This window comes from Candidatus Palauibacter soopunensis (assembly GCF_947581735.1).
GTDB classification, from domain to species: Bacteria; Gemmatimonadota; Gemmatimonadetes; order Palauibacterales; family Palauibacteraceae; genus Palauibacter; species Palauibacter soopunensis.
Map to the genome: position 1 here is coordinate 12,237 of NZ_CANPVT010000032.1, position 24,953 is coordinate 37,189.

Below are 24,953 nucleotides of genomic sequence, written 5' to 3' on the forward strand. Positions count from 1 at the left end.
TCAGCCCGGCCTCCGTTCACCCAAGCCGGAGCGGGCGGTCCATGAGCGGTCCTCAACCGGCGAGATAGGCCGCCCAGTCATCCATGAGCCGTCGCCGCCGCTCGAACAGGTCCGTGCGCCGGTATGCCGCCTCGACCTGGTTGCGGACCTTGTGCGCGAGCGCCGCCTCAGCCACCTCGCGCGGATGATCCGTCTCCTCGGCCGCCCAGTCCCGGAAGCTCGACCGGAACCCGTGCGGCACGGCCTCGACCCCGCAGGTCTTGAGCAGGTGCCAGACGGCCGTGCGCCCGAGCGGTCTGCCGCGCACGCCCGGAAACACGAGCGCGCCGCCCCGCCCGATCCGCCGCGCCTCGTCGAGGATCGCGAGCGCCCGCCCGCTGAGCGGAACCCGGTGCTCGCGGTTCCCCTTCGTGCGCGGGGCCGGGATGGTCCACACCGCCTCCTCGACGTCGATCTCCCTCCACGCCGCCCCGCGGACCTCGTTCGAGCGCGTCGCCGTGAGCACGAGGAACTCGAAGGCCAGCTTCACGACCGGCCGCCCGCCCGACGCCTCAACCGTCCGGATCGCCTCCGCCACCTCGCCGTGAGGCAGCGCCCGGAGGTGCTGCGTGCGGTTCCCCTGCACTCCGAGCACCGGGCCGACCCGGTCGCACGGGTTGTCCGGCCTGAGACCCATGGCCACGGCCCACTCCATGACCGCGCGCATGCGCTGGCGCAGCTTCCGCGACAACGCCGGCTTCTCGTGCCACATCGGAGCCAGTATCCCGATCACGTCGGCGCTCGTCACCTCCGAGACCGGCATCTCGCCGATGCGGGGGAAGACATGGCGCTCCAGGCTGTTCAGCCAGACCTGCGCGTGCCGGTCCGAGCGCCAGCCCGGCCGAAGCTGCCTCCAGACCTTGTCGGCCGTCTCGATAAAGGTGGGCATCGACTCGGCCCGCCGCTTCTCGGAGAGCGGATCGCCGCCCTCGCGGGCGAGCTTCCGGTTGAGGAACGCCTTCTCCCGGGCCTCCTTGAGAGAAACCAGGGGGTATCCGCCGAGCCCGAGCTCGGTGCGGCGGCCCCGGATCGTGAGGCGCTGGATCCAGCCCCGGCTCCCGGAGGGGCGGACATCGAGGTACAGGCCGTTACCGTCGCAGTACCGTCCGGCCTCGCGCACGTTGCGGACGAAGGCCGAGGAGAGCGCGTTGTGGGGATGCCGGCGGCGCGGCTTGCGTTTCGGTGGTCGTCGGGGGAGCGTCATACCCACCATTATACCGGCCACACTGTGGGAGATGCAAGGGGATGAGGCTGGTCGATCCGGGATGTCAAACGGCGCTTAGATCGCGGGATAACCCAATGAAAACGTGTCGTTTATGGACGGCGTGGGACTTGGCTGCACGAGGGAAGCGTTCTCTAGAATACAGCCCCGCGGGAACGTCGAGGCGGTCAGGCCGGGTCAGGCGGTGCTGGGGGCCTCGTCGGAGTGTTCGATTCCGGCTCCGCCCATCGCGGCGCCGGTGCCCACGGTGATGACGCCGAACATGAGGTCGTTGAAAAAGGCCTGCGCGTTGGCGAGATACCCGTGGATGAAGGGCGACAGCATGCTGTAGGCGCCGAGGGCGATGAGTCCCCAGCCGCTGATCCGGTTGATGCCGAGGTTGAAGGTGATGGTGACGACGAGGATGGAACCGCCGAGCACCACGCTGTGCCACCACAGGAAACCGAACGGGTATCCCCAGATGAACGGGGCGCCCAGGAACCAGAGTCCCAGCGCGAGACCGACCCAGCGTGAGGCCATCGAACCTCTCTCGGAAGAAACCGGATGAACCGTCGAACCGGCGCCTATGATGCGCCCCGGCAGGGGCAAAGGCAACGTCGCTACAGGCGGGTCCGGCGGAGACGGTTCGCGTTCGTGACGACGGAGATCGAACTCAGCGCCATCGCGGCCTCAGCGAGCACGGGGTGGAGGAGGCCGAGGAAGGCGACCGGGATCGCGACGACGTTGTAGACGTAGGCCCAGAAGAGGTTCTCGCGGATCTTGCGGAAGGTGGCGCGGGCGAGCTTCGTCGCGCGCAGCACGGAGCGCAGGTCTCCCTGCACGAGGGTGATGTCCGCGGCTTCGATCGCGATGTCGGTGCCGGTCCCCACGGCGATGCCGACGTCCGCCGCCTTGAGCGCGGGTGCGTCGTTGATCCCGTCGCCGACGAAGGCCACGGTGCGGCCCTCAGCGCGGAGTTGCCGGACGGCCTCGACCTTGTCGGCGGGGAGCAGCCCGGCCCGGAAGTCGTCGATGCCGAGATGCTCGGCGACGGCGGCCGCCACGGCTTCATGATCGCCGGTGAGCATCACGGTCCGGAAGCCGCGGCGGCTCAGCTCGAGGAGGGTTTCCCGCGCGTCTTCCTTCACCGGGTCGGCGATCGCGATCGCGCCGAGCAGCCGCCCGCCGGCGGCCACCCAGGCGACCGTGCGCGCGGCGTCGCCGAAACGCCGCTCTACCTCGGCGATGTCTTCCGCCGGGACGCCCTCCTCGCGCAGCAGCCGCGCGCTCCCCACGATGACCCGCTGGCCGTCGACCTCGCCGACGATGCCCATCCCGACCCGGGCCTCCACGCCGCCCGCCCGGGAGAAGGCGATGCCGCGACCGCGCGCCTCCTCGACGACGGCGCGGGCGAGCGGGTGCTCCGAGGCGTCCTCCACCGCGGCCGCGAGTGCGAGTACGCGCCCCTCGGCTGCCTCGTCGGCCGCGAAGATCTCGACAACGCGGGGGGCGCCCTGGGTCAGGGTGCCCGTCTTGTCGAAGACGAGCGTGTCCGCCCGGTCCAGGGTCTGGACGGCGGCCCCGTCCCGGATGAGGACGCCGCGCGTCGCCCCGAGGCCGGTCCCGACCATGAGCGCCGTGGGGGTGGCGAGCCCGAGCGCGCAGGGGCAGGCGATGACGAGCACCGCGACCGCGGCGTAGAGCGCGAGCGAGAGGCGGCCCAGTTCCGGGTTCACCCACGGGATGAACCCCGACGCCCAGCGCGCGGCCTCCGTGAAGAGTCCGGGCACCACGAACCAGCCCGCGAAGGCCGCCAGCGCGACGACGAGGATGACGGGCACGAAGATGGCGGTCACCCGATCCGCGAACTCCTGGATCGGGACCTTGCTCGTCTGCGCCTCCTCCACGAGACGGATGACGTTGGACAGGAAGGTGTCCTCGCCCACGCCCGTCGCCCGCACCCGGAGCGCGCCGGAGTGATTGACCGTCGAGCCGAGGACGGAGGATCCCGGTTCCTTCTCGACCGGGATCGACTCGCCCGTCGCGAGCGATTCATCGACCGCACTCCGGCCCTCGAGAACGACGCCGTCCGTCGGGATCTTCTCGCCCGGGCGGATGATCATCACGTCACCCACCGCGACGTCCCGGGTCGGGATCTCGAGTTCCGCGCCCTCCCGCTCGACGCGGGCCGTCGGCGCCTCGAGCGAAAGCAGGGCCTGGATCGCCGACGAGGAACGGCCGCGCGCCTTCGCCTCCACGGAGCGGCCCGTGAGGTGGATGGCCGCGATCATGGCGCCCACCGGCGCGAAGTTCATGATCATCGGGGCAAACCCGAGGACGTGAAGGACCGCCCACACGCCCGTGAGCACGGAGACGCCGGCCCCGAGCGCGATGAGAACATCCATGTTCGGCGTGCGGCCCCGCGCCGAACGCCACGCGCTCCGCAGCGTCGAGCCCCCCGGTCCCACGAGGACGGCGGCCCCGAGCACCGTGACGCCGAGATCGAAGACGAGAGGCGACGGCCAGCGCAGGCCCGCGAACATCTCCGGCAGCATCCACACCATGGCCGGGACCGTGAGCGCCCACGCGGTCCACATCGTTTTCGACGCCTCGCGTGAGCGGGCTTCCGCCTCCGCAAGGCGCGAGCGCTCGGCCTCTCCGCGGTCCACGTCCGCGATGGGTTCGATCTCGTAGCCGGCCCCTTCGACGGCCGCGGCGAGTTCCTCGAAGCCCACGTCCCGGGTGAGCGTCAGCGTCGCGGACTCGGCGGGCAGGCTCACCGAAGCCTCCACGCCATCCACCGCGTTGAGGCTCTTCTCCACGGAGCCCACGCAGGCCGAGCAGTGCATGCCGGCGATCCGATAGGTCTTTCTGGCCATCACTTGCCGGCAAAGCGCATGAAGAGATCCGCGATCTCCGCGCGCACCCGCGCGGCGTCGTCGCCGCCTGCCTCGATGGCGTGCGTCGCGCAGCGATCGAGGTGGTTCAGCAGGAGTTCCTTTTCGGCCGCGCGGAGCGCGGAGTGAACGGCGGCGAACTGCTGCAGGATGTCCGGGCAGTACCGTTCATCCTCCACCATGCGGGCGATGCCCCCGACCTGTCCCCGGATACGGGCCAACCGACGGCCGAGGTCGTGTTTCGTCCCCTCCGCGATCCCCATCGCATGCGGCCCCGCGTGGCTCACCGCCATTCCCTCCGCGTTCGCGTCAATGATGGATAATACTATACAGGGGTATTGTATTTATCGCAAACCGTGAGGTCCGGTGCGAACCGCGGCGCGAGATCGGAACGCAAGCGGTGGCGGCGTTTCGCCGGGGGCTGCTAAACTCAGGGCCATGTTCAGAAAACTGAGGCAGATGGTCGACGAGGCGCTCGACCGGATGGAAGCGAAGCAGCCTGGCGCGTCCGAGGACGACATCGACCGCGTCATCCGCGCCATGCGCCAGGAACTCGTGGATACGCGAGCACGGATCTCCGAACTCGAGGAGCTGTTCGAGTCGCAGGTGCGTCAGGCCGACCGGGAGAAGGACGCGGCCCGAGTCGCCGAGCGGCGGGCCGCGAAGGCCGCCGAGATCGGGGATGCGGAGACGGTCGAGGTCGCGAACCGGTTCGCGGCGCGGCACCGCCAGCGGCTCGAGGTACTCGTCCTCAAGGCCGAGGGGACGCAGGCCGAACTTCAGCAGCAGAAAGCCGAGGCCGTGCAGGGCGCTGAACAGCTGAAGAGCGCCATGGCGCGGCGGGATTCGCTCAGCGTGCAGCAACGGCGCGCGCAGGCGATCCAGCACTCCGCCGACCGCTTCGACTCGGTGGATGCGTTCGACCGCATGGCCGAGAAGATGGAGGGAAGCAGCGACCTCGACGACGCGCGCCGCCAGGTGGACGAAGCGCTCGATCCGATGGCGGGCGCGCCGGAGCGGGATTTTGCGGCCGAGCGGGACCTGCGGGAGGCGCGGGCGGACGCGATGCTCGAGGAGCTGAAGCGCCGCATGTCGAAAGAGGAGTAGCGGATGGACCTGCTGACGATCGCCGTCTTCGGCTACCCGCTCGTCCTCATCGGGATCGGCGTGTGGCGCTCCAGGCAGATCAAGAGCCACGCCGACTTCATGGTGGCGGGCCGGAACGTGCCGGTGGCGCTCCTCGTCGGGACCCTCATCTGCACCTGGATCGGATCGGGCTCGCTCTTCGGCGGGGCCGGGCTGGCCTACCGCACGGGGATCGCGGAGTTGTGGTTCTCCTTCGGCGCCTGGGTCGGCCTCCTCGTCGCCTTCTACCTGGCGCCCCGCGTGCGCTCGATCGCGAAGTACACCGTCCCGGACCTCCTCGAACAGCGCTACAACGCGGCGGCGCGCGTCCTCGGCACGGTCGCGATCATCCTGGCCTACGTCACGATCGCCGCCTACCAGTTCCGGGGCGGCGGCTGGATCCTGAGCATCGTCACCGACGGCGCGATCTCGCCCACGACCGGGATGATCATCACCTGCGTCACGATCGTGGCGTTCACAGCGCTCGCCGGGATGGTGTCGATCGTCTCCGTCGATCTCCTGAACGGGATCATCATCACCCTCGGGATCGTCATCGGTCTCCCCTATCTCGTGTTCTCGAACGGCGGGGTCGGGGAGATCGCGGCCGCACTGCCGGAGCAGCATCTCACCGTACTCGGGGGACACAACGTGCTCTGGGTCATCGGCGTCGCGATGCCCACCTTCCTGCTCATCCTGGGCGAGAGCGGCATGTACCAGAAGTTCTTCTCCGCGAAGGACGCGGGGTCGGCCAAGAAGGCGGTGGTCGGCATGTTCCTCGGGGTCGTCTTCATCGAGACGACGCTGGCCCTGATCGCGATCGTCGGGCGGGCGGTCTTCCCGGAACTCGCCGACCCGGAGCAGGTGTCACTGGTCGGTCGCGCGGCGTCGGAGACGATCATCCTCTACATCGCCGCCAACGGCCTGCCGATCGTCGGGGGCGCGATTCTCCTCGCCGCGGCGGTCGCCATCGTACTCTCGACGGGCAACACGTTTCTGCTCGTGCCCTCGACGAACGTGAGCCGGGACCTCTACGAACGCTTCGTGGATCCGGACGCGAGCGAGGGGCGGAAGCTGGCGTTGCAGCGCCTGTGCGTCGTCCTGTTCGGCGGGCTGGGGCTCGTACTGCTGACGCAGTTCGACACCGTGCTCGCGATGGCGCTGTACGCGTACTCGCTCGTCGGGGCGAGCCTCACGCCGGCGCTCCTCGCCGCTTTCCTCTGGCGTCGCGTGACGCCGCAGGGAGGGGTGGCGTGTATCGCGGGCGGACTCGGGAGCATCGTGGGGATCGCGCTCCTGTCCCGGTTCGGCGTGAACTTCACCGCCACGATCGGGGGCACCGCGTTCGACTTCGCTTCGAGCGACTACATCGTGATCCCGGGAGTCCTCATCTCGCTCGGACTCCTTATCATCGTGAGCCTCCTCACACCGCCCTCCCCCGAGGAGAAGTGGCAGCCCTTCTTCCGGGAGAATCCCGAGAAGCTCTGAGCCGCGGGCTCCGCGCCGGAGGTCAGCTCAGGAAATCGCGCAGTTCGTCGAAGCTGCGAGGAGGTCCGAGCACGACGAGATCGTCGCCGGCCCGCAGCCTCTCCTGCGACCCCGGGTTGTAGACGAACCCCTCGGCGTCGCCGCCCCCTTCGCTTCCGCGCCGGATCGCGACGACGAGCAGGCCGGTTCTGGCCTGGATCTTCGCCTCGGCCAGGGTGAGTCCGGCGACCTCGGAGGACTCCGGCACGGACACCTGCTCCAGAAGGAGTCCCATTCCGCCGGCGTCGCCGGGGGTGTCGAAGTCGACGAAGAGCGTGAGGTCGGGCCGCAGGACGAGCGAGGCCATCTGGATGCCGCCCGTCGAGTTGGGCGTGACGACGCGGTCGGCGCCGGCCTTCTTGAGCTTGCTCACCGCGTCCTCGGAACGCGCCCGCCCCACGATCGTCAGATCCGGGTTCAGCTCACGCGCCGCCAGACACACGAATGCGTTGTCGGTGTCCGCGCTCAGCGAGGCGATGAGCCCGCGCGCCCGCTCGATCCCCGCCGCGACGAGCGCGTCGTCATCGGTCGCGTCCCCCTCGATGACCAGCGCGTCGGGGTCGATCCGGCGGGCCTCCTCGATCTGCACGGGGTCGCTTTCGATGGCGACGTATGGGGTCCCGCGCGTGGCGAGCCTCTTCAGCGCGGCCAGGCCGGTGCGGCCCGCCCCGCACAGGATCACATGGTCCCTGCGGCGGTCGATCCTCTTCATCGTTCTTCGTCTCTTGAGTGACTGGGTCAGGTCCATCTCGACGAGGGTGGCGGTGATGAGGGCGAACCAGATCGCGAGCGTGACGATGCCGCCCGCGATCATGAAACTCGCGAAGATGCGGCCGCCGTCCGTGAGCGTCCGGATTTCGCCGTACCCGACCGCCGAGACCGTGATGACGGTCATGAAGAATGCGTCCGACAGGTTGTATTCGGGCATGAGAGCGAAGCCGATCGTCCCGATGACCGTGAGACTCACCGTGAAGACGACGGCCCCGAGGAGGCGGCCTTCGAACCGGCTGAAGTCGAACAGGTGCCGCACGAGACTCATCCGGCTCATCGCGCCCCGCGGTCCAGGCGCGCGACGACCTGGCGCCCCTTGATCCGGCTGCCGTCGAGGCCGCGGACCACGGCGTCGGCGACCAGCGAATCGATGTCGACGAGGGTGAAGTTCTGCCGGATGTCTATGCGCCCGATCTGTCCGCCCGCGACGGATGTTTCGCCGGTGATCGCGCCGACGAGGTCGCCGGGGCCCGCGCCGTCGCGCCTCCCGACGCCGACGAAGACTTTGGTCCAGGTGGGGCGAGTGGCACGCCGGGCGCTCGTGTCGGGGCGCGCGGCCGCGGTGTCGCCGGGCGGTGCGTCGCCGGGTGCGGCCTCCCGGGTCCCGGCGGCCGGGCGGTCCGCCGCCCGGAGGAGTCCGGCGAGGGCGGCGGCGACGCGCGCGGCGCCGTGTTCCTGCATGAGAGGGGCCAGGAGGAGCGCGCCGGCCGCGAGGTCCTGCTGCTCCAGCGCGCTGGAGACGCGGGCCCGGAAGGCGGCCACGTCGTCCAGGAGCGCGGGATCGGCGGACTCGGCCAGCGGTGCGACCCGCAGCCCGGCCCGCAACGCCGTCAGCTCGAGCTGACGTTCGTGCAGGGAGTCGACGATGGCGTAGCAGCGCTCGGCGTCGGCGGCCGCGCGGGCGAGGGGTTCCGGCGTCGGCGGCAGTTCGAACGCGACGGCATGGGCGGCGGGGTCGACCTCGCCCCACGCTCCAACCCGTACCTCGTCGCCGCCGTCAGTCTCGGCAGCGTCGCCGTCCGTCTCGCCCGCGCCGCCCCCGGTCTCGGTCTCTCCGTCGTCCGTTTCCGCCGTGCCGGCTGCCTCGGACCCGGCGACGCGCAGCCCGGCCAGCGAGAGCGCGGCGCTCACGTCCGCGACGGCGGCGGGGGCCGTCTCGACGCTGGCGGCGGCCGCCGCGCCGGCCCGCGTGAGGTCGTGAAGCAGCTCGGTCAGGCGGGTCAGCCGGCCCTCGCGCGTCGCCTGGCTCGCGACGGCGATCGGAGTGCCCGCCCCACGGCCCGCCTCCGGCTCCCCGGCCCGCGGCTCGGCGAACAGTTCGTTCGGCCACCGGCGCGCGCGGGGCAGCCAGCGCTCGATCAGCTCGTCGAACCCCGCATCCCGGGCGTGGGTCGTCGCGATCCGACGGGCCCCGTCGCCCGAGGCCTGCACCACGGCCTCGACGGCGGCCCGCGCCGGCTCGAGCGCACGAACGTCGTCGAGGACCAGGGTGCACAGCGCCCCCGCCGGGATGTCGCCCCTTCGCACGCCCTCCAGCAGGACGGCCGGAGGCCCGACGAGGATCGGGGCCCGCCCAATCGCCCCGGCGGCGGCGCCCGGCGTGATGACGACCTCGTGCCCGGCCGCCCGCGCGGCGGCGTGCATGCCCGCTGCGCAGCGCCGCGCGCGGTCCACGGTCGCGGTGAGCACGAAGGCACGTCCCCCCGCCTCGCCGGCGGCAAGGTCCCGCACGGCGGCTGCCGCGTAGAGCGGGGCGAGGCCCGCCCCCTCGGCGGCAATGAGCGCCAGGTGGCGCCCCCGCTCGATCGCGCCAGAGAGGCTCTCGAGCGCTTCCGGCGACGGCGGGGCGGTGCCCGCCGCGGGCTCCGACTGTTCCTGGTTCAAGCGCGGGATCCCGAAGAACGAGTTGGACAAGGGGTCGTGCGCGGGCCTTCGCCCAGCGGTGGGAAGGTACGCAAGGCGTCCGCCCGTCCAAAGTGGACCCGCCCCCCAGGCTCCCCCGCCGGTCGCGTCACGTTGACGGCGGTTCGGAGGCGCGTCTAACGTCACGGTCCGCTCGCCGCGGCAGTCCGGCGCGCTCTCCCCCGATGACCTCCAGTACGAGGTGACAGCAATTTCCACCGTCGGCACTCTGGAGGCGATTCAGGCCTGGGTGTGGGGCGTCCCCCTCATCATCCTCCTCCTCACCACCGGCTTCGTCTACACGCTGCTGCTGCGCGGCCTCCAGTTCCGCCGGCTGGGGCACGCGCTCTGGCTGGCGCTCGTCAAGCGTCGCGAACCGGAGGGCGAGGGCGACATCTCGCACTTCCAGGCGCTCATGACCGCGCTGGCCGCAACGGTCGGCACGGGGAACATCGTGGGCGTCGCGACGGCCATCGGTGCGGGCGGCCCGGGCGCGCTCTTCTGGATGTGGGTGACGGGCCTCCTCGGGATGGCGACGAAGTACGCAGAGGCCGTGCTCGGTGTTCGCTACCGGGAGACCGATGCCAGGGGCGAGAAGGCGGGCGGCCCCATGTACTACCTCGAACACGGCCTCGGCCGGGGTGGGCTCGGCCGCGGCCTCGCGATCGCCTTCGCGCTCTTCGCGACCCTCGCGGCCTTCGGGATCGGCAACGGCGTCCAGTCGCAGGCCGTCGCGGACGCGATGAACGAGTCGTTCAACGTGCCGCACTGGGTCATGGGACTCGTCACGGCGGCGGCCGTCGGCCTCGTCATCATCGGGGGGATCCGGTCCATCGGGCGCGTGGCGAGCGTCATCGTGCCCGCGATGATCGTCCTCTACATGGGCGTCGCCGCCATCGTACTCATATCCAACGCGGCACAGATTCCGTCGGCCTTCCGGCTCGTGTTCGAGCATGCGTTCGGAGGGCGCGCGGTGGCCGGTGGGGCGCTCGGCTACACCGTGCTCCAGGCGATGCGCTTCGGGGTCGCGCGCGGGATCTTCTCCAACGAATCCGGGCTCGGGACGGGCGCCATCGCCGCCGCGGCGGCGCAGACGCGCGAACCGGTGCGGCAGGCCCTCGTCTCCATGACGCAGACGTTCATCGACACCATCGTCGTCTGCACCTTCACGGGACTCGCGATCCTCACGACGGGCGCGTGGCAGTCGGGCGCCGAGGGCGCGAACATGACGCAACTCGCCTTCGACACGAGCCTGCTCGCGGGTGCGGGGGACATCGTGGTTGCCCTCGGCCTCGCGACCTTCGCCTTCAGCACGATGCTCGGGTGGTCCTACTACGGAGAACGCAGTTTCGCCTACCTCTTCGGCGAACGCGTGATCCGTCCCTACCGGCTGGTGTTCGTACTCGTGGTCGGGCTCGCGGCCGTCGTGCAACTGGATGTCGTGTGGCTGATCTCCGACATCCTCAACGGGCTCATGGCCGCCCCGAACCTGGTGGGACTCCTGCTCCTGTCAGGCGTCGTATGGCGGGAGACGCGGAGCTACTTCAACCGCTAGCAGGCCGTGGCAAAACCCCGCGTCAGCGCCGAGAGCGGTGAAGCGCTCGCCTGACAAGGAGCGACGAGGGAGCATAGCAGCGCTATTCTGCGGATATTTCGTAAATTGCATATATTACAATGATTTATGTTTTTTGCGGTAAGGTTCATCCCCTTTTTACATCCCCATTCCTAAACGGGATTCCGCGCGACGTTGGTGAACTTCGGTGGACCTGAACTCGCAGTGTGGCCGACGGCGGCGAGAGCTATTCAACGGGGCTCACCCCTGACGCAGCCTGCGTCGACACTCGGGGTGCAACGCGGTCACCAGACGATTGAAATGTTCGCGCATCCACTCGACGGCCTCTTCGAAGTCGCGGATGGCTGTCCCGTCCACGAACTCCGTATGGCGACTGAAGCCCAAGCGCGGCTGTCCTGTCGAATTCGTCCAGCGCTTGCAGCCGTCGAGCACGGCCGCCAAAGGTTCATTGCCGTCCACGGCGCTGATGATCTCGTCAAAGACCCTTCCTTCCTCGGGGAAGCCTGCACGCCATGTGAGGTAGGTTCCGATGCCGGATTGGTTGCGGTTGAGAAAAGCGCCGAACGAGAGGCCCCAGCCCCGGAATCCCGATCCTTCGACCTTGACCCAAGCCGTCGAGTAGCTGGAGGGTTGAGGCACTTCGGGTGTGGGATCGTCGAAGGCGAAGTCTTCCAACACCGCCCTCCAGAATCGCTCGTTCTCATCCTCGATCGGCGACGCCTCATGTTCGACAACTGGATCGTCGTCGGTCTCCTCCAGAACGGTCTTGCGAATGAGGATCGTGCGGGGCACGAGTTCGGTCCGCGCGAGGACACGAGGCTGGATGATCAGGTCTTCGCTATCGCCACGACGAAAGACGGCAGCCTCGATGAGCGCGAGATTGAAGCGCAGTCCGCTGTGTTCCTGCACGTAGGCGACGATGTCTTGGACGCCCTCGCGGATTCCGTCGCCGATGATCAGGAGAAGGAACTCGCCCCGTTTGAGCCGGCGGGCGACGCCATCGACGAAGCTGTGCTCTTCTACCTCGCCGTGTGCTTCGGAAACGATGTCAAATGGCGACCGCTTGGTGCGGTTCCTGACCTCCCGGTCCAAGTCGTCGTAGCTCCACGACGCGAGCACGCGGGCGTAGTCGAGAATCTGGCCAACCACCTCCCTCCGTGCGTCAGGATTTCTCCACAGCTTGAACTCTGCGAGAACGATTCGGCCGGTCGGCGTCAGGTACAACGCATCGGCGGATCCGGCTCGCGTTCCGAGCTCCACGCAGACCGGAACCGAGCTGTGGTATGCAGGGTCGATTTCACCGAGCGGGAGGATGTCCGCGTGCCGGAACAAGATCTCCTGTAAGGCGGCCTCGTCGATTGACGACTCGCCGCTTGCGGAACCTACTGGTACGCGCCGCCACGTGCTTCTCGCGGTCGAGTTGCCGCTCAGTTGGATGAGATTACCGTAAATCTGTGGTCTCTCGGTGATGTTCCCGTGGTCGAGTTCGACTTGGAGGTCGACCAAGCCCTTGATCGCGAACGAATCCGGTGCTCGTCGGACCTCACCCAGTCGGGCTTCTCCCGAAGATAGCGACATGTGTGGTGGCTGCCACAATGCCCTGCCGCGTTGGATCGCGGAGCGCGTGCCGCACGTAGCGGCTCCAGAGGCCGTTTCGCGGGGGCGTCCGCTGGGCTGGCTCCCGTCCCTATAATAGGCCGGAAGCCAGCCGACCCCGTGTTGAACACGGAGGCTGGCGAGGGGGGCCGCACCCCCCTTCAGAACCCCCGGCTTTTTGCACTGCTGCGAGTATGGTCAGCGCGTGAGCAACTCACGAATCCCGTGGCTGGAGTGTCCACGATTCGGGCTGCTTCGCGCTATTGTGGTCGGTTGCTGCCCATTTCGTACACCTCGACGACCTCGACATCGAACTCGTCGCGGCGCAGCACCGCGATTCTCCCGTGAGCCACGTCGAGCAACTCGACAGGCTGGCTCGTCACGGCGACCGTTGCTTCGAGCTGCCCCAAGGGGAACAGAACCGGAAGATTCACCGCCGCTACCTGCGTCCCGTCCGGCTCGATGATCGTCCATCGCCGCAACTCGTCGGCCAACTTGGGATAGTCCCCAATCCAGATCCTGCCATCGGCGTCGACCTTGATCGCTCCAAAGGTGGGATAGAAATCCCGGATCGTGGACCGCTCCAACCGGCGGCGCCAGCCCGCTCGAAAGTCTTCGGGGAAAACCTCCAGGAAGCGCTCGGTCCACTCCTCCTTCTCCCGGACGGTGACCCTGCGGGGGGAGTATCCTCCGCGAAGGCGAGCGACCGGATCCACCCCGTGGTAGAGCGTGAGGTCGAGAGAATCGGTGGTGCCGGCGAGTGCGTGGCTCCCCCGGCCCGCGAAGAGTGCGGTCCGCGCGAATCCGACCGGAAGCCATTCGTCGGTGACGTAGCGCTCCTTTCCGGCCCATTCGCCCACGGTGTCCACGATCTCCCCCAAGTCGTTGCTAAGGACCAGAAAGACCGGTCCCCGCTGCAACCCCGGAGGCAGGGTCGGCCGCGTCTCCAGAGCCGCCACGACCTCGCCGCTCTCCAAGCGGCTGAGAGGCACGGCCGCACCGAGTCCGGCCCCCTGATCCAGCCGTTGGATGCGAGTCACGTCACCGTCCGCGTCCAGAAAAGTGAATCGTCGCAGACGCCGGTCGAACACGAACGGCATGCCATCCACGCCGACCCCGACCCGCTCGATCCACCTGTACTCCCCCGGCCCCTCCCCGTCACGACCCGAGCGCGCCCGAATGCTCCCGTCGCCATCAAGGAAAACCAGCTCGCGTGCACCGCCGTCCCCGATGATCAGGGCTGAGTCCGGCAGAAAGACGGCTCCTGCGACCCGGTCGAGATGAAGGTCCGGCAGAGCAGCCGTCGAATGGATCAGGCGTAGTTCGACCAAGGGAAGATCCAGCGCGTGCACATCGGAGATCCGCACGATGTCCTCGTCGGCCGGATCGCCTGCGCCCGTGCTCACCGATTCGGTTGTTCGATCCTCGCAGGCGAGGTGCATGGCGGAGGCTGCGACGATGATGACAAGGCGTTTCTCCACCCACCCGCCTCGATTCCTTCTCACGGCAGAGAGGCCCTGATGACGTAGTGGACGTCGAACTCATCGACAACCCGTGCGTAGATGCTGCCGTGCTGGATCCAAATCGGGCCTGCCGCGTCGAACGCGAGGCGAACGGATCCCAAGTAGTCGCCGTCCCCCGAGTACTGGTCGTAGAAGGCGGGCGCGCCCCTCGGCGTGATTCTCTCGACCCAGAGTCGTCCTTCGTCGTCCACGAATAGACCCTCAAGCAGTGGCTTGACGTCCGGCATCAGGGCAGCCACCTCCTCCGCCTGTCGCCGGAGTTCGGGGCTGTCGTCGACAATGCCCTCGACGTAGGCATCGCGATCCTCGTCCGTGACCCGTTGGACGGGGAGCCCGGCTTCGATGACCACCAGCGTGTCGCCGCCCTCGCCCGTTCGGACGATCCGGTACGACGCGTTGTTCGCGCGCCAGAATCCACCGGAAGGATTGACCTCGATCAACTCGGCCGCCTCGAACGGAAGCGGCAGGAACCCCCAGCCCGCAGGCGTGCTGTATCCGTATGACCGAAAGCGTGCCTCGCCGACGTACACGGAGTCGATGGCCCCGGTGGACAGTTCGTAGGACTTGTAGTAGCGCCGCTCGCTCCACAGACTCAGGCCCGGCGGGGGCGGGTAGCCCGGATCGTCGTCTCCGTGCGTGGTCGCCCGCCAGTAGCGGCCCCGACCATCGAACACGCCGTCCCAGATGTATCCGTAGCTCATGACGGGCTTGGCGAACCGGCGTATCTCCTCACCGGTGGGGTCCACTCCCATGATCGTCCACTGTCCGGTGTCGTGGATCCAAAGGAGAGTGTCTCCGGACAGGCGTATCCCGTTGGCGCTGCCGATCTCGCCCGGCCCCTCGCCACGCCTCACGATCGTCCGCAGGTACTCGCCGCTGGAATCGAAGACGCGGACTTCCGCAGCCTGTTCGTCCAGCACGTAGATGGTGCCGTCGCTGGCCGCCTGGACGCCTCGAACGTCACCGAAGGTCACGTTAAGGTCTTCTCCTTCAAGGGATCCGAACTTGAGGTCCACGCGCGCCTCGATGACTTCCGGGCCGACGGAGTCCACGGCGGGGAGTGTTGGGTAGCGAACGAGGACGGCACCGCTCGGAAGTGTCTCGCGAGTCGGGTTGTCGGATGCCGGTTCCGGTTCGCAGGAGGTGAGTGCGGCAAACAGCGCGAGGACGAGAATGATGGCCGGCCCGGGGCCTGTAGAGGGCGGCTTGTGACGGAACATGTCCGACCCTTCCGACTGGAGTTTGCAGCGAACGCCCGAATCGATACGGGAGTACCAAAGATACGGCTCGCGGACCTCGTCCTGCCATGCCACGACCGCCCACGTGCCGCCACGGGGAAGGGAGAAAGCCCCGCCCGCGATCCCCGCGCGCTTCGGTGCGGGACATTCCGGGGTCGAGGGGGCGGAGCCCCTCGTCAGCCCCACCGTGTAATACGGGGGGTACGCTGGCTTGACGCCCTTAGCCTGCGTCAAGCCAGCCTTGGGGCGCCTCCAAAACCGCTCGGGCACGGCCCGCAACAGGCTCGACGGGCCGTCGGCACATTCCCCCGTCGTGGTCGCCGGCCTCGCGGACGACGAGGACGAAGCGGCAATCGATGCGAATCTGCAACAAATCGGACGGTCCCTGCGGGTGAAGCGAATGGTTGGCGAGGTCTCCACGACAAAAACCATCGAAGAACGTGCTAGGGGGCTTGTCCGCGCCTAGCAGCTCAGGCATCGAAGGTCCCGTTGACAGATTGCAGAACCGGCAAGCAGTGTATGGAACTGCTGGCAGGTGCCATACCCTCTTCGTGTCGGATGATCACGATTTTCTTGGACATCTGAGTCGGACAGGCTGCATCCTACATGCGGGCCGAGGCCGAAGCAGTCGGCAAAGATCGGAGTTGGGCAAGTCACCGGACCATGGAGTGCTTGCCTGGGAGTTCGTGTACCTGTCGCCTCCAGACTCCTCGTACATCATGAACGAAGAACTGAGGACAGCATGCCCATCACCGAACGGGGCGACTCCACGAGTTCCATCGATGAATACCTGCAATGCATGTGTGAAGATGCAGGAGCAGGCGTCGAGGAGATAACCGACCGAGACTTCGGCGAGGGAGTTCTAGAACCGGATTTCCGGTCTCAGTTGATCGCGATTCGCATCGTCCTGGAACGCAATCACGAAGCCGAGGAGAAGGTCTCGGCCGAGATCAAGAAACTCGAGGCCGATATCCGGGAACGCGGTGGCAACTCATGGATGGTAGATCGCTGGGTCGACGAGTTGTACAGCTCCACGTTTCTTGATTCTACACACAGCATGGCGGCTGTTGCCTTGATAGTCCCGCTCATGGAGTCCCTGTTCGATCGAGCTTTCCGCTACCTCAAGCATGCCATAGGGGAGTCGCATTCACTGGGGAGCGGCCACGAACGGTGGCAACTCGACGATCCATGGGATCATCGCTACATGTGGAAGCGCGGTCGTCGGTCTCGCGGCATCGCGAAGGGAATCGTTCAGCTTGCTGAAGCAATCGACTTAAGGAAGCACCTTCCCGGCGATCTGGAGAGAACCCTGTCGGTTCTCTTCAAGTATCGGAACAAGATGTTCCATTGCGGTCTCGAATGGCCCAAAGAGGATGTGAAACATTTTGCCAACCTGATTAGGTCGAACGGGTGGGCGGAGTGCTTCGCCAGAGCCGAATCAGGCAGAGATCCCTGCACCTTCTATATGTCAAGGGAGTTCATTGATCACTGCCTAGATACCGTGGATGAGGTCATCGCGGGCATCGGCGCGTACGTACGCCTCCACGTACACCTGTTTTAGGCAGACGGCCCACCCAAGAATCGGTGATGGCGTCGGGGCGGCGGCCAACACCTGAGGCGTCGCGAGCGATCCACTCTCTCGTCAACGCGGGACCCGACCACAGCACAAGGCAAGAGCTGCGTGCCGGGCTCACCCGGTAGCGGGACGGGACCGGTGGCGGGCCACATTGCGGGCTGCGGGAATCAACGGGTCGGCCCGGTCTAGCGGTCTCCGCTCCCATCTGTCAAGTAGCTCGCCCAATCGTCCATGAGCTTGCGTCGGCGCTCGAACAGGTCGGTGCGCCGGTACGCTGCCTCGACCTTGCTCTTGACCACGTGGGCCAGTGCCGCCTCGACGACCTCCCGGGGATGGTCGGTCTTCTCCGCCGCCCAGTCCCGGAACGACGACCGGAACCCGTGCGGCACCGCCGCGATCCCGTGCTTCCTCAAGAGCCGGTTCAGCCGCTTCCCGTCCAGCGTCCTCCCGCGCTCGTTCACGAACACGACCGGATTCTTCCCGCCCTCCAGCTTTCGGGCCGCCTCCAGAATCTCCAGCGCCCGGCCGCACAGCGGCACCCGCTGCTCCCGCCCGGTCTTCATCCGGCTCGCCGGGATCGTCCACACGCCCGAGTCCCGGTCCATCTCGCTCCACACCGCGCCGCGGACCTCGGCGCCCCGCGCCGCCGTCAGCACCATGAACTCGAACGCCAACGTATCCACCTTGCCCGGATCGCCCGCCCGCACCTTCTCGATGGCCGCAGCGACCTCGCCGTGAGGCAGGGCCTTGTGGTGGGTGACGACATCGTGCTGCGGGCCCAGAAGGTGCAGAATCCGGTCGCAGGGGTTGTCCGTCCGCCACTCCATGGCGATGGCCCATTCCAGTACCGCCCGGATGCGCATGTGGACGAACCGCGCCGTGGGAGCCTTGGCGTGCCAGATCGGGGTGAGGATCTCCAGCACGTCGGCGCTTGCGACCTCCGAGACGGCCACGCCGCCGATGCGGGGGAAGGCGTGAATCTCCAAGTTACGGAACCACTCCCTCGCGTACGCCTTGCTCCGCCACCCGGCCCGCTTCTGCTCCAACACCCGCTCGGCGGCCTCGGCGAAGGTGGGGATGCCGACCAGCCGCCGCTTCTCTGCCAACGGATCGCCGCCCGCGCGGGCGAGCTTGCGGTTGGCGAGCGCCTGCTCGCGGGCCTCGGCGAGGGAGACGAGTTCGACGCTCCCGAGTCCGAGTTCGCGCTTGCGCCCGCGGACGACGAGACGTTGTATCCAGCTACGGGTTCCGGTCTTCTGGACGTAGAGGTAGAGTCCGTTGCCGTCGCAGTGTCTTCCGGGCGGAGCGGAGCGCACGAAGGGGGCCGAGAGCCGCTTGTGGGGATGGCGGCCCTTGGGCTTGCCACGTGGTTTGGTGGGAGTGGCGGTCACATTATCCATCCCCTAATCGTATCGGGGATGGAAGGGGATAGCAAGGATCGGCGCTGGACCAACGAGGTAGGAGAAATCCTACTTAAAGCGTTACGGATAAAGGATGTTACGAACGGTCATGGACGAAGACGGACGACATCGGATTCCGTATGTCCGACTTGCAGCGCTACGTGACCGAGGAGCGACGCAGAGCGCAGCGTTCAGGCGAGATGCAGCGCCGCTCGAACGCAGCGGGGCTTTGCCACGGTCTGCCAGATCAGTCGAAGTGGATCTGGCGGACTTCGTCGATGCCGTCGAGTTCGCTCAGGCCGCGCAGCACTTCGGGCGGGACTTCGCCGTCGATCCGCACCACGCCGAGGGAGCGGCCCCCGCCGCGGCGCCGCGCCAGGTGGTACTCTGCGATGTTTGCGTTCGCCTCGCCGAGTACGGTGCCCACCGCGCCGATCACGCCCGGCCGGTCGCGATTGCGGATGAAGAGGCAGGTGCCGAGCGGCTGCGTGTCGACGCGAAACGTCCCCACGCGCACGATCCGCGGCTCCATGCGCGCGCCCATCAACGCGCCGCCCACGACCATTCCCCCGGCTCTCCCCGAAGCCGCGGAGAGTTCGACGTAGTTCGTGTAGTCGCCCACGGCCTGCGTGCGTACGCGCACGATCTCCAGGCCCCGCTCCGCCGCGATCGAAAGGGCATTCACGACGTTGAGCGGGGGATCGACGCGGCGTTCGAGGAAACCGACGGCGACGCTGGCCGCGAGGGGTCCGAGCACACCGTCCTGGGGGCCTCCATAGCGCACGTCGATCCGGCCCGGGGGCGTGTCCTGCAACCCGGCGAGGAGACGTCCCAGACGGTACCCGAGACCCATGATGGGTCCCGCCCCGTCGCGGTCTTCGGCTTCGAACGGGGCGTTCAGCGCGGCGCTGTAGTCGCCCTTGACCAGCGCGTCCCGCACGGCGACGGCGATCTGACGGGAGACCTGACGCTGGGCTTCGTACGTGGACGCGCCCAGGTGCGGGCTGAACACGAGTTGGGGGGCATCCCGCAGCGGGCTGTCCTCGGGGAGCGGTTCCGTCTCGAACACATCGAGACCGGCGGCTCCGAGATGACCGCTGGCGAGCGCCTCGGCCAGCGCCGGCTCATCCACGAGCCCGCCCCGCGCCGCGTTCACCAGAATCGAGCCCGGGCGCATGGCCTTGAGCTCCTTGCTGCCGATGAACCCGCGGTTCTCATCGGAGAGGGGGACGTGCAGCGTAATCGCGTGGCATGTCGGAAGGAGTTCCTCGAGGCTTGCGAGTTCCACCCCCAGGTCGCTCGCACGGTCGGCGCTCACGAAGGGATCGTGGGCGACGACGCGCATCCCGAACGCGCGCGCCCGCCACACGACCTCCGCTCCGATCCGCCCGAGTCCGATCACACCGAGCGTCTTCCCGCTCAACTGGATCCCGCGCAGCTCCTTGCGCTTCCATTCCCCGGCGCGGATGCTCGCGTCCGCCTCCGTGATCCGGCGGGCTGCGGCGAGGAGCAGGGCGAAGGCGAGTTCGGCGGTGGACTGCGTGTTCGCGGCCGGCGCGTTGAGCACGGCGATTCCGCGCCGGGTGGCGGCGGGGATGTCGATGTTGTCCACGCCCACGCCCGCCCGTCCCACGACCCTCAGCCGGTCGGCGGACTCGATGAGGTCGGGGGTCACCTTCGTGCGGGACCTCACGATGAGTGCCGATGCGCCTTCGAGCGCGCCGCGGAGCGTCTCGCGATCCGATTCCGTGTGATCCTCGACCACGAGCCCGGGGGCGGCCCGCAACGTCTCGATCCCATCCGGGAGGAGGGGATCCGCAATGATGACGCGAAGGTCGCCCTCGTTCGAATCGCTCACGAGACTTCGCTCACAGGACTTCGTCGAGGATGGCCAGAAGCGCCTCCAGCTCGTCGAGAGTGTGCTCGCCCATGTGTCCGATCCGGAACGACGGCTGTTTCAAGGGTCCGTAGCCCGCCGCCACCGTGTATCCGTGCGCCAGCGCGCGGGAGACGACTTCCGGACCCGTCAGACCATCCGGAAGCATGATGACCGTTACGCAGGGCGAGCGGTAGCCTTCCGGCGCGAGCACCCGCCACGGCCGGCCCGTTCGTGCAGCCGTATGGTCCACCCATTCGTACGTCCGGCGGGCCATCGCATCGTGCCGCGCCCAGCGCGCCTCCAGCCCTTCCGCCATCATCCGGTCCAGCTGCCGCTCGAGCGCGAAGAAGAGCGAGACCGCCGGCGTATTCGGCGTCTGCCAGCGCTCGAGATTCTTCTCGAACTTGAGGATGTCGAAGTAGAAGCCCCGGTGTTCGACCTCCTTCGCGCGGGTGAGCGCCCGTTCGGACGCGACGGCCAGCGCGAGGCCCGGCGGCAGCGCCACCGCCTTCTGCGAACCTGTGAGGACGAAGTCCAGTCCCCATTCGTCGGTCTTCACCGGCGCCCCGGCCAGGGACGAGACGGTATCGACGGCGATCAGCACGTCGTCGAACTCGTGGACGACGGCGGCGAGTTCCTCCAGCGGATTGAGGACGCCGGTCGAGCTCTCGGAGTGGACGACCGTGACGAGGTCGTACCGGCCGGGCGCCGCGGCGAGCGCGTCGCGCAGCCGCTCCGGGAGGTTCGGCTCGCCCCACTCCGCCTTGAGCGCGTCCGCGGGGCGCCCCGTCGCTTCGGCGATCGCGTGGAACCGCTTGCTGAACGACCCGTTCGTGAGGCAGAGGACGCGGCGGCGCGTGAGGTTCGTGATCGCCGCTTCCATCATGCCGGTGGCAGACGAGGTCGACAGATACACCGGCCGCGACGTCCGGAAGAGTCGCGACGCGGACGGCTGCATCGCTTCGATCAAGCCCGAGACCTCGGCGCTCCGGTGTCCGACGACGGGTCGCCGCATGGCGTCGAACAGATCCGGGGGAACTTCGGTCGGGCCGGGCAGAAAGAAGCGGCCGAACGAGATTGGCGGGTTCATGGCGGGAGATGGTATCGCTCCCGGAGGCCTGTCGCCAATCGTTCGCGCGAGGCTCGCGCCGCCTTCGGTTGACGGACCGCTGGAGGCGCAAGATCTTGCGCCCCGCTCGAGGACGTTCCGCACCGCCGGAGCCGTCCCCGGACCCGCTGGCCGAACCGGAATCCACATGCGATACGTCACGATCACCGACCTGTCCCCGGAAGATGTCCTCGACCGCGCGAAGAGCTTCTTCGGCGAGCACTCCAGGCTCCAGGTTCACGAGGAGACCGACGCATCCGTCACCTTCGCCGGGGAGATCGGGCTGGCCCGCTTTGCGGTCGACCGGGCGGGCGGCCACACGAACGTCCGCGTGGAGACCGACCGCGTCGTGGGCCTCGACGTCACCGACCTCGCGAAGCGCTTCCTCTACACCCTCCGCAACGCCCACGGAGGGTGACCAATGAAGCCGGCGCTGAAGCCGTCACGGGGAGCCGCATGAACGCCATCACGGTTCGCCTCATCATGCCCGACCGCTGGCTCGAGCACGTGGCCGAACTGCCGGCCGACACGACCGTCGCCGACGCCAAGGCCTTCGGCATCCGCGCGATGCTCCAGCGCTCGTCGGACGACCCCGCCGACTTCTACACGGAGTTCGCCGAGCGCCGCATCCGCGATGAGACGCGCACCCTCGCCGACGTGGGGATCGGGTCGCACGGCGTCCTCTCGATCCGGGCCTACGACCTCGGCCACTACCCGCCCTTCCGCGGCTAGCATCGGGACGGGACGGCCTTCAGGCGGGAGGGCTCCACACGGCGGCGACCTCCGGATCCGGGGCGGGGAGGCGGTCGGGATGGAGAAGTCCGGCGAGGATCTCGACGCCGGTGACGAAGCGGGGGCCCGAGCGGTTGAAGTAGGAGGAGGCGTCGACGGCCCAGGCGCGTCCCTCGGCGACCGCGCGCGGAGCCACCTTTCCGAGACGTTCGGCGTGCGCGTCGGCATCTCGCCGGGCCGCTTCGAGACCGTAGCCGCAGGGCATGAGGAGGAGCGCGTCGGGATCGAGGTCTCCGATCTCCCACCACGACACCTCACGGGAAGGCCGCCCCGATTCGCCCGCCAGGTTCCGGCCGCCGGCGAGTTCGATCATCTCCGGCACCCAGTGGCCCGGCGCGAACGGCGGGTCGAACCATTCGATCCCGAGCACCCGCGGCGGGTCGGCGTCTCCCACGGCAGCGCGCACCGCGTCGAGTCGGCTCCGAAGCGATCCCCCCGCGTCCCGGGCGACGCCCGGATGACCGGCAGCGCGCGCCACCTGCGTCAGCGAGGCGAGAATGTCCTCGATCGTATGAGCGTCGAGCGACACGACCTCGGCACCGATCCCGCGCGCCCCGAGCACCTCCCGCACCCCGCCGGTCGGCACCGCGCACACCTCGCATACGGCTTGGGTGAGGATGATGTCCGGGTCGAGCCCTTCGAGGACGGCCCCGTCGATCTCGTACACGCTGCCGTGTTCGACCATGGCCTGCCGCACCGCGGCGTCGATCTCTCCGCTCGAGAGGCCCTCCGGGTCGAAGCGGGGGCGGCTGACGCGGGGCCGGTCGAGCAGGTGCGGCGGATGATCGCACTCGTGCGAGATGCCGACGAGGCATTCGCCGAGACCGAGCGCGTCGACGATCTCGGTCCCCGATGCGAGGAGCGAGACGATGCGCGGAGCGGCGGCCGTCACGGGTTCAGGCCGCCATCAGTACTGCGGCATCGCCGGGTCGATCTCCTCCGCCCAGGCGAGGATCCCCCCCGCAAGGTTCACGGCGTTGTCGAACCCGACCGCGCGCAGGTACTCGACGGCACGGTCGCCGCGAGGCCCCGTACGACAGTGAATGATGAGGGGTTCCGATGCGTCCAGGCTCTCCACGGCCTGCGGTAGCGTCGCGAGCGGCACGAGCCGCGCCCCCGCCTCTTCCAGGTTGCAGATCGCCCATTCGTAGTCCTCGCGTACGTCGATGAGCTGGAAGCGCTCGCCGGCATCGATCCGGCGCTTCAGTTCGTGTACGTCGATGTCGAGGTCGTGCATGGCGCCCTCCGTTCCCGCGCGGCCGTCCGCTCCGCCGCCGCCCGTTTCCGCGTCGCCCCCCGTGTCGCCGCAGAAGCGCTCGTAGTCGATGAGTTCCGTCACCGTCGGCTCGGGGCCGCAAACCACGCACTCGGGGTCCGGGGCGATCTCCAGCGAGCGGAACTCCATGCGGAGCGCGTCGATGAGGAGCAGGCGTCCCGCGAGGGTCTCACCGATCCCCGTCAGACACTTGATCGCCTCGTTGGCCTGGATCGACCCCACGATCCCGGGCAGGACGCCCAGGACCCCGGCTTCCGCGCAGTTGGGCACGAGATCCGGAGGCGGAGGATCCCGAAACAGGCAGCGATAGCAGGGGCCGTCGGGGGCCGCGAAAACCGCCGCCTGACCCTCGAAGCGGAGGATGGCCCCGTACGCGAAGGGCGTCCCGAGCATCACGCAGGCGTCGTTCACGAGATACCGCGTGGGGAAGTTGTCGCTTCCGTCGATGACGAAGTCCCACCCCTCGAGGATCTCGAGCGCGTTCCCCGATTCCAGGCGCGCGTCGAACGTCTCGACGGCAACGTCCGGGTTCAGCCCCGCGAGCCGTGCCCGGGCGGACGCGAGCTTCGGCGTCCCGACCGAATCGGTGTCGTAGAGCACCTGCCGCTGCAGGTTGGAGAGTTCCACGCGGTCGTGGTCCACGAGTCCGAGCCGTCCCACCCCCGCCGCGACGAGGTAGAGCGCGGCCGGCGATCCCAGCCCGCCTGCGCCCACGATGAGCACGCTCGAGGCCCGCAGGCGCCGCTGGCCCGCCACCCCCACCTCGGGGATGCTGACGTGACGCCCGTAGCGGACGAGTTCCTCGCGCGAAAGGCCGCCGTTCATCCTGTCCTCAGCCGTAGGGCGCGAGCGCGTCGTTCAGCGCCGCCATGTTCGCGGCGATGCCGGGCGCCCACCGGAAGACCGAGGAGCCGGCCACGAACACCGACGCCCCTGCCGCGGCGCACACGGGGGCGGACGCGGGATCGATCCCTCCGTCCACCTGGATGGCCGGCGGAGCCAGCCCTCGATCCGCGGCCATCCGCAGCACCGTCGAGATCTTGGGCACCGCGTCGGCGATGAACTTCTGTCCTCCGAACCCCGGATTCACCGTCATCACGAGAACGAGGTCCACGTAACCCAGGACCTCCGACAACGTCTCCGCGGGCGTGGCCGGGTTGAGCGCGACGCCGGCGTAGCAGCCCATCTCCCGGATCCGGTGCAGGTCCCCGTGCAGGTGGGCCGACACCTCCTGGTGGACCGTGAGCATGTCGGCGCCCGCCGTCGCGAAGGGCTCGAGGAACTCGCCGGGGTTGTCGATCATCAGGTGCACGTCAAGGAACGAGTCGGAGACCGCCCGCAACGATTCCAGCACCGGCAGCCCGATGGTGAGGTTGGGGACGAAGTGCCCGTCCATGACGTCGAGCTGAAACCACTCCGCTCCCGCCGCCTCCGCCTCGGCCACTTCCGCGCCCAGCCGCGCGTAGTCGGCGGCGAGGATGGACGGGGCGATGACCATCCCCCCGGGCAGCTCCCGATTCAGTCCGCGCTCAG

At 68.4% G+C, this 24,953-nt stretch carries 21 protein-coding genes; 6 read left to right on the forward strand and 15 right to left on the reverse strand.

Features of this window, described 5'->3' with window-relative positions; translation table 11 throughout:
- Nucleotides 1-52: 52 nt before the first annotated feature.
- From RN901_RS09390 to RN901_RS09405, 4 genes are all read right to left on the reverse strand, one after another.
- Nucleotides 53-1,243, reverse strand: a complete 1,191-nt coding sequence (locus RN901_RS09390) for an integrase arm-type DNA-binding domain-containing protein (RefSeq protein ID WP_310758013.1) — start codon at nucleotides 1,241-1,243, stop codon at nucleotides 53-55.
- Between the two features lie 195 nt (nucleotides 1,244-1,438).
- Complete coding sequence (locus RN901_RS09395; RefSeq protein ID WP_310758014.1) at nucleotides 1,439-1,780, reverse strand: SPW repeat protein; 342 nt, start codon at nucleotides 1,778-1,780, stop codon at nucleotides 1,439-1,441.
- An 80-nt stretch (nucleotides 1,781-1,860) separates the two neighbouring features.
- Nucleotides 1,861-4,119: a heavy metal translocating P-type ATPase gene (locus RN901_RS09400; protein ID WP_310758015.1), complete on the reverse strand. Its 2,259-nt coding sequence runs from the start codon at nucleotides 4,117-4,119 to the stop codon at nucleotides 1,861-1,863.
- Nucleotides 4,119-4,424 carry a metal-sensitive transcriptional regulator gene (locus RN901_RS09405; protein WP_310758016.1) on the reverse strand — a complete coding sequence of 102 codons (306 nt, stop codon included), beginning with the start codon at nucleotides 4,422-4,424 and terminating at the stop codon, nucleotides 4,119-4,121. The genes RN901_RS09400 and RN901_RS09405 overlap by 1 nt, the downstream gene beginning before the upstream one ends.
- A gap of 151 nt (nucleotides 4,425-4,575) precedes the next feature.
- Here RN901_RS09405 and RN901_RS09410 point away from each other — a divergent pair, with 151 nt between their 5' ends.
- Nucleotides 4,576-5,244, forward strand: a complete 669-nt coding sequence (locus RN901_RS09410) for a hypothetical protein (protein ID WP_310758017.1) — start codon at nucleotides 4,576-4,578, stop codon at nucleotides 5,242-5,244.
- A 3-nt stretch (nucleotides 5,245-5,247) separates the two neighbouring features.
- The gene (locus tag RN901_RS09415; RefSeq protein ID WP_310758018.1) at nucleotides 5,248-6,747 is read left to right on the forward strand and encodes a sodium:solute symporter family protein; all 1,500 of its coding nucleotides are present in this window, start codon (nucleotides 5,248-5,250) and stop codon (nucleotides 6,745-6,747) included.
- Nucleotides 6,748-6,769: 22 nt separating this feature from the next.
- Here the strand turns inward: RN901_RS09415 and RN901_RS09420 are convergent, their stop codons facing one another.
- Nucleotides 6,770-7,825 carry a potassium channel protein gene (locus RN901_RS09420; RefSeq protein WP_310758019.1) on the reverse strand — a complete coding sequence of 352 codons (1,056 nt, stop codon included), beginning with the start codon at nucleotides 7,823-7,825 and terminating at the stop codon, nucleotides 6,770-6,772.
- Nucleotides 7,826-7,830: 5 nt separating this feature from the next.
- Nucleotides 7,831-9,441, reverse strand: coding sequence for a DbpA RNA binding domain-containing protein (locus RN901_RS09425; protein ID WP_310758020.1), 1,611 nt, complete (start codon nucleotides 9,439-9,441; stop codon nucleotides 7,831-7,833).
- 220 nt (nucleotides 9,442-9,661) lie between these two features.
- Here RN901_RS09425 and RN901_RS09430 point away from each other — a divergent pair, with 220 nt between their 5' ends.
- Nucleotides 9,662-11,014, forward strand: a complete 1,353-nt coding sequence (locus tag RN901_RS09430) for a sodium:alanine symporter family protein (protein WP_310758021.1) — start codon at nucleotides 9,662-9,664, stop codon at nucleotides 11,012-11,014.
- 258 nt (nucleotides 11,015-11,272) lie between these two features.
- On the opposite strand, the gene RN901_RS09435 is transcribed toward RN901_RS09430, so the two are convergent.
- The 3 genes from RN901_RS09435 to RN901_RS09445 form a co-directional block, all read right to left on the reverse strand.
- On the reverse strand, nucleotides 11,273-12,538 hold the full coding sequence (locus RN901_RS09435) for a hypothetical protein (protein WP_310758022.1): 1,266 nt from the start codon (nucleotides 12,536-12,538) through the stop codon (nucleotides 11,273-11,275).
- 350 nt (nucleotides 12,539-12,888) lie between these two features.
- Entirely contained in the window at nucleotides 12,889-14,109 is a 1,221-nt protein-coding gene (locus tag RN901_RS09440; protein WP_310758023.1) for a hypothetical protein, read from the reverse strand.
- Nucleotides 14,110-14,129: 20 nt separating this feature from the next.
- Nucleotides 14,130-15,371, reverse strand: a complete 1,242-nt coding sequence (locus RN901_RS09445) for a 6-bladed beta-propeller (RefSeq protein ID WP_310758024.1) — start codon at nucleotides 15,369-15,371, stop codon at nucleotides 14,130-14,132.
- Nucleotides 15,372-16,131: 760 nt separating this feature from the next.
- On the opposite strand from RN901_RS09445, the gene RN901_RS09450 reads away from it, so the two are divergent.
- Nucleotides 16,132-16,950 carry a hypothetical protein gene (locus RN901_RS09450; RefSeq protein ID WP_310758025.1) on the forward strand — a complete coding sequence of 273 codons (819 nt, stop codon included), beginning with the start codon at nucleotides 16,132-16,134 and terminating at the stop codon, nucleotides 16,948-16,950.
- A gap of 200 nt (nucleotides 16,951-17,150) precedes the next feature.
- Here RN901_RS09450 and RN901_RS09455 read toward each other — a convergent pair whose 3' ends face one another.
- The 3 genes from RN901_RS09455 to RN901_RS09465 all read right to left on the reverse strand — a co-directional run bounded on the left by RN901_RS09455 (nucleotide 17,151) and on the right by RN901_RS09465 (nucleotide 21,334).
- Entirely contained in the window at nucleotides 17,151-18,365 is a 1,215-nt protein-coding gene (locus RN901_RS09455) for an integrase arm-type DNA-binding domain-containing protein (protein ID WP_310758026.1), read from the reverse strand.
- 247 nt (nucleotides 18,366-18,612) lie between these two features.
- Entirely contained in the window at nucleotides 18,613-20,223 is a 1,611-nt protein-coding gene (serA, locus tag RN901_RS09460; protein ID WP_310758027.1) for a phosphoglycerate dehydrogenase, read from the reverse strand.
- A gap of 10 nt (nucleotides 20,224-20,233) precedes the next feature.
- On the reverse strand, nucleotides 20,234-21,334 hold the full coding sequence (locus RN901_RS09465; RefSeq protein WP_310758028.1) for an alanine--glyoxylate aminotransferase family protein: 1,101 nt from the start codon (nucleotides 21,332-21,334) through the stop codon (nucleotides 20,234-20,236).
- A 166-nt stretch (nucleotides 21,335-21,500) separates the two neighbouring features.
- On the opposite strand from RN901_RS09465, the gene RN901_RS09470 reads away from it, so the two are divergent.
- Both RN901_RS09470 and RN901_RS09475 read left to right on the forward strand, forming a co-directional pair.
- Entirely contained in the window at nucleotides 21,501-21,770 is a 270-nt protein-coding gene (locus RN901_RS09470; RefSeq protein WP_310758029.1) for a hypothetical protein, read from the forward strand.
- 38 nt (nucleotides 21,771-21,808) lie between these two features.
- A complete protein-coding gene (locus tag RN901_RS09475) occupies nucleotides 21,809-22,084 on the forward strand; it encodes a hypothetical protein (RefSeq protein WP_310758030.1) in 276 nt (91 codons plus the stop codon).
- Between the two features lie 19 nt (nucleotides 22,085-22,103).
- On the opposite strand, the gene RN901_RS09480 is transcribed toward RN901_RS09475, so the two are convergent.
- From RN901_RS09480 to rpe, 3 genes are read right to left on the reverse strand one after another with little or no spacing between them, the layout of a single operon-like run.
- Nucleotides 22,104-23,036 carry a cobalamin-binding protein gene (locus RN901_RS09480; RefSeq protein ID WP_310758031.1) on the reverse strand — a complete coding sequence of 311 codons (933 nt, stop codon included), beginning with the start codon at nucleotides 23,034-23,036 and terminating at the stop codon, nucleotides 22,104-22,106.
- 15 nt (nucleotides 23,037-23,051) lie between these two features.
- Entirely contained in the window at nucleotides 23,052-24,245 is a 1,194-nt protein-coding gene (gene moeB, locus RN901_RS09485; RefSeq protein WP_310758032.1) for a molybdopterin-synthase adenylyltransferase MoeB, read from the reverse strand.
- Between the two features lie 7 nt (nucleotides 24,246-24,252).
- A complete protein-coding gene (gene rpe / locus RN901_RS09490; RefSeq protein WP_345782375.1) occupies nucleotides 24,253-24,918 on the reverse strand; it encodes a ribulose-phosphate 3-epimerase in 666 nt (221 codons plus the stop codon).
- Nucleotides 24,919-24,953 lie beyond the last annotated feature (35 nt).

Coding starts and splice junctions, on each gene's coding strand:
- RN901_RS09390 (WP_310758013.1), bottom strand. CDS start 1,243: ATGACGCTCCCCCGACGACCACCGAAACGCAAGCCGCGCCGCCGGCAT.
- RN901_RS09395 (WP_310758014.1), bottom strand. CDS start 1,780: ATGGCCTCACGCTGGGTCGGTCTCGCGCTGGGACTCTGGTTCCTGGGC.
- RN901_RS09400 (WP_310758015.1), bottom strand. CDS start 4,119: ATGGCCAGAAAGACCTATCGGATCGCCGGCATGCACTGCTCGGCCTGC.
- RN901_RS09410 (WP_310758017.1), top strand. CDS start 4,576: ATGTTCAGAAAACTGAGGCAGATGGTCGACGAGGCGCTCGACCGGATG.
- RN901_RS09415 (WP_310758018.1), top strand. CDS start 5,248: ATGGACCTGCTGACGATCGCCGTCTTCGGCTACCCGCTCGTCCTCATC.
- RN901_RS09420 (WP_310758019.1), bottom strand. CDS start 7,825: ATGAGTCTCGTGCGGCACCTGTTCGACTTCAGCCGGTTCGAAGGCCGC.
- RN901_RS09445 (WP_310758024.1), bottom strand. CDS start 15,371: ATGTTCCGTCACAAGCCGCCCTCTACAGGCCCCGGGCCGGCCATCATT.
- RN901_RS09450 (WP_310758025.1), top strand. CDS start 16,132: ATGCCCATCACCGAACGGGGCGACTCCACGAGTTCCATCGATGAATAC.
- RN901_RS09455 (WP_310758026.1), bottom strand. CDS start 18,365: ATGGATAATGTGACCGCCACTCCCACCAAACCACGTGGCAAGCCCAAG.
- RN901_RS09465 (WP_310758028.1), bottom strand. CDS start 21,334: ATGAACCCGCCAATCTCGTTCGGCCGCTTCTTTCTGCCCGGCCCGACC.
- RN901_RS09470 (WP_310758029.1), top strand. CDS start 21,501: ATGCGATACGTCACGATCACCGACCTGTCCCCGGAAGATGTCCTCGAC.
- RN901_RS09475 (WP_310758030.1), top strand. CDS start 21,809: ATGAACGCCATCACGGTTCGCCTCATCATGCCCGACCGCTGGCTCGAG.
- moeB (WP_310758032.1), bottom strand. CDS start 24,245: ATGAACGGCGGCCTTTCGCGCGAGGAACTCGTCCGCTACGGGCGTCAC.
- rpe (WP_345782375.1), bottom strand. CDS start 24,918: ATGGTCATCGCCCCGTCCATCCTCGCCGCCGACTACGCGCGGCTGGGC.